At 69.5% G+C, this 9,767-nt stretch carries 11 protein-coding genes and 1 pseudogene; 7 read left to right on the forward strand and 5 right to left on the reverse strand.

The genetic code is table 11. From position 1 onward, the window contains the following. The first annotated feature begins 248 nt into the window (after window positions 1–248). Together IEZ15_RS42590 and IEZ15_RS42595 are read left to right on the forward strand one after the other, a co-directional pair. Complete coding sequence (locus IEZ15_RS42590) at window positions 249–788, forward strand: SMI1/KNR4 family protein (RefSeq protein ID WP_189282309.1); 540 nt, start codon at window positions 249–251, stop codon at window positions 786–788. A gap of 33 nt (window positions 789–821) precedes the next feature. Beyond that, complete coding sequence (locus tag IEZ15_RS42595; RefSeq protein WP_189282310.1) at window positions 822–1,343, forward strand: hypothetical protein; 522 nt, start codon at window positions 822–824, stop codon at window positions 1,341–1,343. A 10-nt stretch (window positions 1,344–1,353) separates the two neighbouring features. On the opposite strand, the pseudogene IEZ15_RS42600 reads toward IEZ15_RS42595, so the two are convergent. Together IEZ15_RS42600 and IEZ15_RS46165 are read right to left on the reverse strand one after the other, a co-directional pair. After that, window positions 1,354–2,229, reverse strand: a pseudogene (locus tag IEZ15_RS42600) (IS5 family transposase). Continuing rightward, window positions 2,124–2,531 (reverse strand): DUF6207 family protein, encoded by a 408-nt coding sequence (locus IEZ15_RS46165; RefSeq protein ID WP_308427516.1) that lies wholly within the window; start codon window positions 2,529–2,531, stop codon window positions 2,124–2,126. The pseudogene IEZ15_RS42600 and the gene IEZ15_RS46165 overlap by 106 nt, the downstream one beginning before the upstream one ends. Before the next feature lie 214 nt (window positions 2,532–2,745). Here IEZ15_RS46165 and IEZ15_RS42605 point away from each other — a divergent pair, with 214 nt between their 5' ends. From IEZ15_RS42605 to IEZ15_RS42615, 3 genes are all read left to right on the forward strand, one after another. Then, complete coding sequence (locus IEZ15_RS42605; RefSeq protein WP_189282311.1) at window positions 2,746–3,045, forward strand: hypothetical protein; 300 nt, start codon at window positions 2,746–2,748, stop codon at window positions 3,043–3,045. 188 nt (window positions 3,046–3,233) lie between these two features. Further along, the gene (locus tag IEZ15_RS42610; RefSeq protein WP_229846554.1) at window positions 3,234–4,214 is read left to right on the forward strand and encodes a GlxA family transcriptional regulator; all 981 of its coding nucleotides are present in this window, start codon (window positions 3,234–3,236) and stop codon (window positions 4,212–4,214) included. Window positions 4,215–4,350: 136 nt separating this feature from the next. After that, window positions 4,351–5,745, forward strand: coding sequence for a DJ-1/PfpI family protein (locus tag IEZ15_RS42615; RefSeq protein WP_189282312.1), 1,395 nt, complete (start codon window positions 4,351–4,353; stop codon window positions 5,743–5,745). Between the two features lie 397 nt (window positions 5,746–6,142). Here IEZ15_RS42615 and IEZ15_RS42620 read toward each other — a convergent pair whose 3' ends face one another. The 3 genes from IEZ15_RS42620 to IEZ15_RS42630 form a co-directional block, all read right to left on the reverse strand. After that, complete coding sequence (locus IEZ15_RS42620) at window positions 6,143–7,018, reverse strand: ATP-dependent DNA ligase (protein ID WP_189282313.1); 876 nt, start codon at window positions 7,016–7,018, stop codon at window positions 6,143–6,145. Between the two features lie 56 nt (window positions 7,019–7,074). After that, window positions 7,075–7,245, reverse strand: a complete 171-nt coding sequence (locus IEZ15_RS42625; RefSeq protein WP_268250515.1) for a DUF6233 domain-containing protein — start codon at window positions 7,243–7,245, stop codon at window positions 7,075–7,077. A 190-nt stretch (window positions 7,246–7,435) separates the two neighbouring features. Next, window positions 7,436–8,467 (reverse strand): hypothetical protein, encoded by a 1,032-nt coding sequence (locus IEZ15_RS42630; RefSeq protein WP_189282315.1) that lies wholly within the window; start codon window positions 8,465–8,467, stop codon window positions 7,436–7,438. Window positions 8,468–8,713: 246 nt separating this feature from the next. On the opposite strand from IEZ15_RS42630, the gene IEZ15_RS42635 reads away from it, so the two are divergent. Both IEZ15_RS42635 and IEZ15_RS42640 read left to right on the forward strand, forming a co-directional pair. Next, a complete protein-coding gene (locus tag IEZ15_RS42635; protein WP_229846555.1) occupies window positions 8,714–8,887 on the forward strand; it encodes a hypothetical protein in 174 nt (57 codons plus the stop codon). Window positions 8,888–9,172: 285 nt separating this feature from the next. After that, the gene (locus IEZ15_RS42640; RefSeq protein ID WP_030976601.1) at window positions 9,173–9,553 is read left to right on the forward strand and encodes an FKBP-type peptidyl-prolyl cis-trans isomerase; all 381 of its coding nucleotides are present in this window, start codon (window positions 9,173–9,175) and stop codon (window positions 9,551–9,553) included. The last annotated feature ends 214 nt before the right edge of the window (window positions 9,554–9,767 follow it).

A 9,767-nucleotide genomic window follows, 5' to 3' on the forward strand; every position in this document is an offset into this window, starting at 1 on the left:
CTTACACGCACTCCCGTGCGATGCGGCAGGCCCCGGAAAGCTAGGGGCCCCGGGCCGCGTATAGCCCCGGGGTCTTGTCCGACGGCGTCAGGATGCCGCCCAGTGGGGCTGTCTGGCGGGTCACGACGCGGTTGCGGGTCCTGGCACGCCTATCTGCACACAGAAGGTGACGGCGGCCGCCCGTATGCGGCCTGATCCCGCCAGGCAGGCCCTAGCCAGCTGCCCCGCGGACGCACGAAGATCACTCAGTGACTGATGCCGAACTGTTCGAGGCCGTCCGCGCTCGCGTGAAGGCGGGACAACCCACCGACTCGACCTCAACTCTGACGACACCCGAACCCGCCTCGCTGGACACGGTTGAGGATGCGGAGCGCACTACCGGCTACCGGCTACCGCCGCTGGTCCGTCGTCTTTACCTGGAGATCGCTGACGGCGGCGTCGGTCCGTTCCTCGGTTTCTCGCCCCTGCACGGCGAGGACATGGGCATGGTCAGCGGCTATCTCGACTACCTGAACGCCGAGCTGGACCCGGAGGATCCGCCCGCCCCGCCACCAGGTGTGCTGTTCTTCTGCGACTTCGGCTGCGCGATGTGGGCGCTGCTCGACTGCCGTCATCCCGAGGGCCAGATGTGGTGGTGGGAGGAAGGCGACCGCCACAAACTTGCCTTGACCTTCCCTCAGTGGATCCAGGCATGGCTCGACGGGCACCTCACCCACAAGTTCATGGCGGCACGGCAACTGCGGGACGAATCCTGGGTCGGACCGTGGGCCAACGAACAGCCCTACTAGGGCGTGTGTCGGAAGTGCTCTAGGTTGGCTGATGTGAGTGCGCGGGGGCGGAGCTACCGATACGTCGGACCGGTCGAGCTGAAGGCTGCGGTCCGGCCTGGCAGCGGTGGGTGCCGGATCAGCTCGGCAGCTGATTTTGGTGACTGGATTGCTGGGCGGTCGGCGGCGGAGCTGGCCGAGCCGCTCACCTTCGTGGTCGGCGCGGACGGTGCGCTTCGGCTGGCGCCGCGACGGAGCGAGCACGTGGCCTGTGCCGGCGGAGCCATGGTTTTGAGTGCTGGCGAGATCGGTTTCGTGCGCGAGGCGGACCGGTGGGCCGTGAGTGAGGTCAGCAACCAGTCCACCGGGTATTGCCCCGACATCGGCTCTTGGTCGGAAGTCGCTCGTGCTCTGGACGACGTAGGGCTCGAACGGCCCTCCGGCTTCACCCACGAGGTGGTGTTCCGTCGGTGTCCTGGCTGCCAGGAGCACAACATCGTGCGCGAGGACAACTTCGTCTGCGTCTTCTGCGGCAGCGATCTGCCTGCGACGTGGAACGTGGATCCCACCGCGTGATGGCCGAGGTTCACAGCCACTCGTTGATGGCCGCGACGAGGACGGTCGCCTCGTAGCGGACCGCGAGCTTGTCGTATCGCGTGGCGACAGCGCGGTTCCTCTTGAGGCGGTTGATCCCGCACTTCACCGCATGATGCTCGCGGTAGTCGACCGGGTCGAAGCGCGGTGGCCGGCCACCGCGGGATCCGAGCTTTCTGCGGTTGTGCGCCTGGTCAGCCTTGTCGGGGATGGTGCAGCGGATTCCGCGGCGGCGCAGGTAGGCACGGTTCTTGCGGGAGGCTTACGCCTTGTCCGCGCGGACCCGGTTGGGGCGGACGCGTGGCCGGCCCGGCCCGATGCGAGGCACGCGGACCTTCTCCAGCACGGGCTCGAACTGCGGCGAGTCGCCGCGCTGCCCGGCCGTGACCACGATCGACATGGGCTTCTGACCTTGCTCGACAGCCAGGTGCAGCTTGGTCGTGAACCCTCCGCGCGAGCGTCCCAGTCCGTGATCTCCGGGCTCGGTGAAGACACCGCCCGGTGGTTCCTTCTGCAGGTCGCCCTGCTTGCGGGCCCCGGCCGCATGCTGATGGGCGCGGCACACCGTGGAATCGACGCTCAGGTCCCGCGTGATCGCGCCTTTCGCGTCGGTCAGGGCCTGGAACCGGGCGAGGATGCGGTGCCAGGTGCCGTCCCGCTGCCACCTTCGGAACAGGTCGTAGACCCGGCCTCACGGCCCGTACTCGACGGGCACGTCCCGCCACGGAACACCGGTCCGGACCCGGAACCGTATGCCGTCGATCAGCTGCCGCCGAGGCCAGACGGGCGGCCGCCCCGCCTTCGTCCCCCTCGGCAACAACGGCTCCAGCGTTGCCCACTGCTCGTCCGTGAGATCTCCCCGACCCATGAACCGTGATCATTCACAGTCCGAGATCCACTTTCGATACGCGGCCTAGTCGGCCGGGTCCGGCTGGCGGCGTACGTCCGCGCCTTAACTCCCACCTCCCCCGGCGTGCGCCACACCGGCGTGATCCCAGAAGTTGCCCACTGCTGCTGGAGGCCGTCCATCACCGTACGGACGGTGTCCTCGTCTGCGGCGGTGATGTCCAGGGCCACGAGCCCCGGTTCGGCGACGTGCTGCTCATCGATCTTCATGCCCCCACCGACGGCTCCGCCCGGTACCCGGTTCGCCGGCCGCTGGAGAAGCATTTGTACGAGGGAGCCTGGTCACCAACTCGCCCGGCCTCGGTCGCGCCTACCACGTCCGGGCCGTAGACAGGGAGGTGCAGCCGCGCCCGCTGACAGGACCGGGCGGGCTGCGCCCCCCTGACGGGGAGCCGTGCCATCCCCCGAGCGGCACGGCTCCCTCCCGCTACTCGGCAGCATCTGGAAACCGGGCCCTGGCCTCGCTCATCATCGGAGGATGACGGAGCAGATGGACGTGGCGCGGTTGCGGATCCTGATCGAGGGCGTGCTCGGCACGCTGTACCAGCGATACGGCCATCAGGACTTGCCAGCGCTGTGCGAGCGCGCTGGGACCCCAAGACCCTTCGCGAACGAGGCGCGCACGCCGGGGGTGAGCGGAGTCCGGCCACTGCGGCGGCCGATGGTCTTCGACGCGCTGGAAAGCCAGTACGAACCCACCGTCGGTGTGGAGCGTCGCCCAGCCCTCGCCGAGCGACCACCGCGGATCCGGCTGGTTCACTACGCCGCCGAGAAGTGACTGGTAGAACCAAGACAGCTCAAACGACATCGGCACAGTCCAACACCACTGCAGCTTGGCGATCACGAAGGGCAGCGTCTCACGACGCCTGATCACGATCTACAGCTGGAGTACCAGTGCCAGATCTGTCCACTGTCCGTCCCTGGGAGACCTCGTGCGGGCGGTTCGTGGCGGCCTACTGTGGCGGGGTGAGCGAGGAGATGAACGGGTGTACCGGGCGGGTGCTGGTACTGGTGCTGCCCGAGGTGAATCTGCTGGACCTCGGTGGTCCCGTGCAGGTGTTCGACGCTGCGGCGCATCTCGGCGGCGGCTACCAGCTGGAGTACGTCGCCGAGGCGGACGGTCTGCGGTCCGCCCAAGGCCTGCGACTGGCGGGGCTGGCATCGCTGCCGACGAGCCGGGCGGCAGCCGGTGATCTGGTGCTCGTGCCGGGCCCCCGGCTGACCGGATCCGACCGGCTGGTGGCACCCGCCGTGGTGCGCTGGGTGCGCGAGGCCCACGACGCGGGTGCCCGGGTGGCGTCCGTGTGCAGCGGTGCAGTAGTACTGGGGGAGGCGGGGCTGCTGGACGGCAGGGCGTGCACGACCCACTGGTCGCTCACCTCGGCGATGCGCGACCGGTACCCGCGGGCCCGGGTGCGTGAGGCCGCGCTCTACGTGCACGACGGGCGGATCAGCACCAGCGCGGGCATCTCGTCGGGGATCGATCTCGCGTTGTCCCTGGTCGAGCGGGAGCGCGGCCCGGAACTGGCCGCGGGAGTCGCGCGTGAACTGGTGCTGTATCTGCGGCGGGACGGGGACGCGGCACAGATCAGTCCGTTCCTGCGGCACCGCGACCATGTCCAGCCCGCGGTGCACCGGGTGCAGGACCATCTGGCGCAGCATCTGGACGCCGCCTTCACCCTGCGTGAACTCGCTGGCATCGCCGGGCTGTCCCCGCGCGGTCTGACGCGCGCCTTCACCACGGCCACCGGCACGACCCCGTTCGCCTACCAGCGGCAACTGCGGCTGGAGCGGGCCCGCACCCTGCTGTCCGGTACCGACCTGACGGTGGAGGCGGTCGCGCTCCGGTGCGGATTCCGTGACGCTCGGCAGCTGCGCCGGGTGGTCGCCGACGCCTTCGGAGCCCCGCCCTCGCTGCTGCGCGCACCACTGCGGCCGACAGCCTGACGGACCCGGCCTCCTCAGCGAAGGGCCTCTTTCCCGACCGCTTTCCCCGCTTCTTCCCCTTTTCCCGTTTCCACGAGGGCCGACGGCACAGTGCTGCCAAAATGTGCCCGGATTGTTGAGGTATGTCTTGTTCGAGATGAGTTCCGGGGCACGCAAGGGGCACCGGGCGCTGCGCCGTATCGGCTGGGTACTGCTGGGCACGGCTCTGGCGGCTGCGTCCTTCGCGGGGATCGCCTTCGCAGGGGTGAGTGCGTCGATGGCCGACAGCTTCGCCGCCGCCCCCCGCGGATCCGATGCCAGGGTGTGGCCGGCCGCCCGGCCGGTGCCGGAGGGCAGGATCACGGTGGCGGTCGCGGTCAGCAACGAGGGCTCCGTGGCCACCGATGTACTCGCGCCCTACCAGGTGTTCGCCGAGTCGCGGAAAATGTTCGTCTACACGGTGGCCGCCGAACGCCGTGTCTCCCCGCTGTCAGGCGGCGCCCATCTGCTGCCCGACCACACGCTGGCCGAGGTGGCGGACGGCACTCTGCCGGAACCCGACGTGGTGGTCGTGCCCGCCGTGTCCGACCCCACCGGCGCGGGCGAGGAGCGCTTGCGTCGGTGGATCGTCGAACGCCACCGCAAGGGCGCCCGGATCCTCGGGGTGTGCGCGGGCTCCGAGCTGCTGGCCGCCTCCGGTCTGCTCGACGACCGCGACGCCACGTCGTTCTGGTCCAACATCGGCTCCCTGGAACGCAGTTACCCGAAGGTCGACTGGAAGCGCGGGCGGCGCTACGTCGAGGACGGGCGGGTGACCACCACCGCAGGCGTCACCTCCGGCACCGTGGGTGCGCTGCGGTCGGTCGAGGAACTGGCCGGCAAGGCGGAGGCGACCCGTATCGGCACCGGTCTGTCCTACCCCGGCTGGACTCCGGACGGACCGACCACGATACCGGCCAACCATCTCGCCCTCGGCGACCTCCCGTACGCTCTCAACGCCGCGTTCCCGTGGCTGCGCCCCACCACGGCCATCGGCCTGGTCGACGGCGTCGAGGAGATCGACGCGGCCGCCGCCTTCGAGGGATACGGCGGAGTCTCCTTCGCCACCCGGACGCTGGTGATCGGCGCCGGTGACACCGTCACCACCCGCCACGGCCTGGTCCTCGTCACCCGGCCGGCGAAGGGAGGCGCCCACGGGGCGGATCGCTTCGTGGTGCCCGGCGTCAAGAACGCCTCCGGCCTCGGCAGTGCGCTGGGCGGCTGGGCCCGCCGCAACGGGCTCGCCGCCGAACTGCCCGGCGGAGGACGGCGGTCCGGGGAGTTCGGCTTCGATCCGGTGCTGCGGGACCTTGCCGAGCACAGCGACCGACGTACGGCGCTGGTCACCGCGAAGTTCTCCGAGTACCCCTCGGCCCACCTGGAGCTGACCGGCGCGTCCTGGCCCTGGCGGTCCACTCTGCTGGCCGCGGCGGCGGTCGTTGTGAGCGTGGGGGTGGGGCTGGCACCGACGGCGATCCGACACACGGTTCGACGGCGGCGCCCCACGGCGTAGCCGCGGGATGCGTGCGGATCGATCCTCAGGGCCTGTAGGAATGCCCTGGCCGTCGGAGACGTTCCGTTGCGGCCGGAAAACGGCGGTGGGCAGCCGTGTCTGTTCGCGCCGCCGGGGGCAGTGAGCCGGTACTTGCGGACGCGGGGTGACGCATGCGCAGGGACATCGCAGGGGCGGCGCGGGGCGGTGCGAGAAGCGTTGCGTGGCATTGCTTTGCCGGGCAATGCATGAGGGCGGCCGGGACAGTCCGGATCTGTCCGGCCTGGTCAGGAGCAGTCCCGAGGGCGAGGAGCGTCAGGGCCGGGGGACCTTGGGACGCTTTGTGGCCGGGACATCGACAGGCCCGGACAGGGCCGGCCGGTCCCGGACTGTCCCAAGCCCGGCCGGAGCCGGGGCGTCACCGCATGCGAGTCACGGTGAGGGTGCCGTGCCGGCCGCTCCCGGCCAGCACCTCGACGACCATGTCGGTCTCCACCCGCGTGTACGTCTCCCCCTGTGCCCGGCGGTCTCCCACCACGGTCGAACTGGTCAGGGCAGAGCCGATACGTGCAGCGAGAACGGGCTCAAGCCGGGCAGACAACCGGACCGGCCCGCCCTCGTCCCCCACCGCGAGGGCCAGGTGGTGTGGCCGCAGCCGCGGCCCTGTGAACCCGACCACCAGGGCGTCGGCCGTGTCCGAGTGCCTGACCTTGACCCACCCGCGGCGCCCCGCCCGGTAGCTGGCACCGGCCCGCTTCGCGACGATCCCCTCAATCCCCTGCTCCTGGAGCGCCTCGTACCAGTGCAAGGCCACCTCTCGGTCGTCCGTGGCCGGTACGGGCTGGATCGGCGGTCCCAAGTCGGCGAGCAGTTCCAGCAGGTAGGCGCGGCGCTCCATGTACGGGCGGCTGCGGAGGTCTCCGATTGCAGGGTCAGGGTGCTGCAGAACATCCCAGCAGACGTATGAGGCTGGGTGCCGGGCCGCCAGGGCACGGGCCCGGGTCACGGACGACGCAGCCCGTGACTGCGCGGCCGCGAAGTCCAGCCGGCCGCCCCGCCAGATCACCGCCTCCCCGTCCAGGACCGTCCCGGGGCGGAGTTCCATCCCGGCCACAGCGAGGTCCATCCAGTGCTGAGTGACGACCCGCCCGGACCGGGCGTACAAGAACACGGTGTCGTCGGTGCGGCGCAGCACAGCCCTGTGGCCGTCAAACTTCGGCTCGTACCACCAGCCGGGCCCGTCGGGCAGGGTCGGGACCGCCTGGGCCAGCGCTACCTTGACCGGGAACTCCACAGAACCGATCCTGCGAGCACGGCGCCTCCCGAAGCGCGCCGGACGGTCCGTACGGCCTACCCGTCCACCAGCCCCGTCTCGGGCTTGCAGATCCGGCACACCTCAATGTCCGGCTCGTTCATGGCGATGATCGCTTCCTGCCGGTTGATGAACCCGAGCTGGGCGCTGTACAGGCCGCAGCCCCCGCGGTGCAGCATCGCCGTCTCACCCGACCGCTTCGGCTGGATCTTCCACGACTGGCCTTGTTCACGGGTTTGGGCAGCGGTTGCTCAGCGATTCGGGAGGCACCCGGACTGCGCCGTGTTCGATGTTCACGAGAAACGACAGCACTCGGCCGCCAGCCACAGCGGCGTTCGAAAGCCGCAGCCCAGGGGAATGGCCTTCCTCAAGTATGTGCATTGGTCATGACCGAGCGGCTTACTGGATGCTCCAGCGGTGCGGGTGGCTGGGTTCTTCGGGGCAGGCGAAGATGTTGAGTTCGCCCCAGCGGCCAACACTGACCTCGGTCGGACGGGCGTACAGGTGTGTCGGCAAGTCCTGTTCTTCCAGCGGCTTCCAGCTGCCGCTGCCTCCGTCCCATTCCGAGCTGTCGATGGTCAGCAGCAGGTGCATCGGTGTCGAGCAGGTCAGGCAGTCCATGGGGTACGGGTCGGTGACGTGCCAGGAGGCGAAACCGCCGGCACGCCAGCCTGGTGGGATGGATAGGTCGTACTGATAGCCCACCGGCGCGGCGGCGTCTTCGTCCGCCGACTGCTTGGCCTCCTCCTCCAGCGCTTCTTCCCAAGCGTCGATCCGGGCGCACAGGTCCTCCGGGAGGAGACCGGCGAACGGGTAGGTGGCCACTTGCTCCGGGTGCAGCACGCACGGCTCGGGCACGTACCCGTGGAAGCCGACGACCTGCGGCTGCGGCGGCGCAGTCACCACCTCGGCGACCTCCCACGACCGGCGCCAGCGCAGATCGAGCAGCATGCCGTAGCCGGTCGGGCCGTGCGCGTCGAAGGGGCACCAGAACACCTGCAGCAGATCGCAGTCGTCCGGTCCGGCCGGCAGGTCGGGGATGTCCCTGCGGTACAGCTGAGCCAGGCCGATCAGCGGCAGTGGATCGTTCGCAGCAGCCTCTTTGGTGCGGTGTTCTTGACCTAGTTCTTGCAGCAGCTGCCGTTCTTCGTCCGTGGGGCCCGGGTTCGGTTCGCGGAGCCATGCGGAAGCCAGGATCTGCCGCTGCAGGTGGATGTCCGCCGGGCGTAGGCCACGCGCGTGGCTGTGCGGCTCGGTGCACACGGGCCAGGGTTCGGTCGTCGGCCACCGCAGCGGACCGCCCACGGAACTGTCCGCCACGTCCGGTCGGCCTGGGCGTGGATGGAGCCGGGTGGTGGTGCCTCGGCAGGTCACCAGCTCCGGGAAGAGCGCCTCGACATCGAGCGGGCGCGGCGGTGTGGTCCTCGACATGCACGTGACCTTAGACAGCTGCCGACCGCCATGATTCAGCACCCCCCGAAGGCAACCACCTTTACACCAGTGCTGTCAGAACCCGGTTCTGGCACAGATCTTGGGGAGCCGTTGCGGAGCGTTACCCCGACGTTCGATTGCGAGGGACTGGCTCGTGTGAGGCGGCGTACTTGTCCGTTGACGTTCGGAAGTGACGCTCCCTCTGGTCTCTGCTGCGGCCGGTTGTGAGCGGTGATGGTGCTGGTCATGCAGACCGGTGCACCGTTCTGGGACTCGCTGGTGTTCGAGGGGATCGACGATGTGGACGTCGAGGCGGTTACGGCTGCGTTCGGCACGGTCGAGGTGGTGGCGAGAGGCCGCGCGGCCCGGGCGGCGTGTCCGGGCTGCGGGCGCTTCTCGGACCGAGTCCACGACCGTTAGCAGCGCACAGGCTGAAGGAGCTTCCGCGCAGCGGGCCACGCGCCACCAGGCGACGCACAGGGGCCATACCCGCGGACGCGGGGAGCAGGGCCTCGCCATCATCGAGTACGGGCGCAGCGTACCGATGACGTAGCACGCCCAGTCACGCTGAGCGTCGTGCTCCGTTGGGCTTGATGCACTCCAGGAGATCAGCGTTCACGGCAGCATGATGATCTACTGCATGGAGTGACCATGCGCCTGGCTGGTCTGTATGAGGGCTTCCGGCGGCGAGCGAATGAGGCTGCAATGAGTGAACTGACGAAGCCCGAGATCGACCTTCCGGAGGGTGACGCTCCCACCGAGCTGACAATCCGTGACCTCGTCGTCGGGGACGGGCTTGAGGCGAAGCCGGGCAGGGTTGTCCAGGTTCACTACGTCGGGGTCACCTTCGAGTCCGGAAAGGAATTCGACACCTCCTGGGACCGGGGCCAGACGTTCAAGTTCGCCGTGGGCGGTGGCAAGGTCATCAAGGGCTGGGACCGCGGGGTCAGAGGGATGAAGGTCGGCGGCCGCCGCGAGATCATCGTTCCCCCGCGCCTCGGCTACGGCAACCAGTCACCCTCGCCGTTGATCCCGGCGGGCTCGACACTCGTCTTCGTGGTGGACCTGCTCTCCGTCGCAGTCTGAGGCCTTCTGCTACCCGGCCTCTCCGCCCGGAACCAAGGCCGGCAACACCTGCCGGCCGACCGCGACACCACACCCGTGCACCCTTCACCCGCAGCCACGGACAGAGGCACGCGCCGGCATCGCGCTCGATCTCGCGACCGGCCTGGCCCGCGACCCGAACGACGGGCCAGGCAAAGCGGTCTTCTTCTCCGACGTCACCCTCTGGCTCGACAAG

Source organism: Streptomyces atratus (assembly GCF_014648655.1).
GTDB lineage: Bacteria > Actinomycetota > Actinomycetes > Streptomycetales > Streptomycetaceae > Streptomyces > Streptomyces atratus.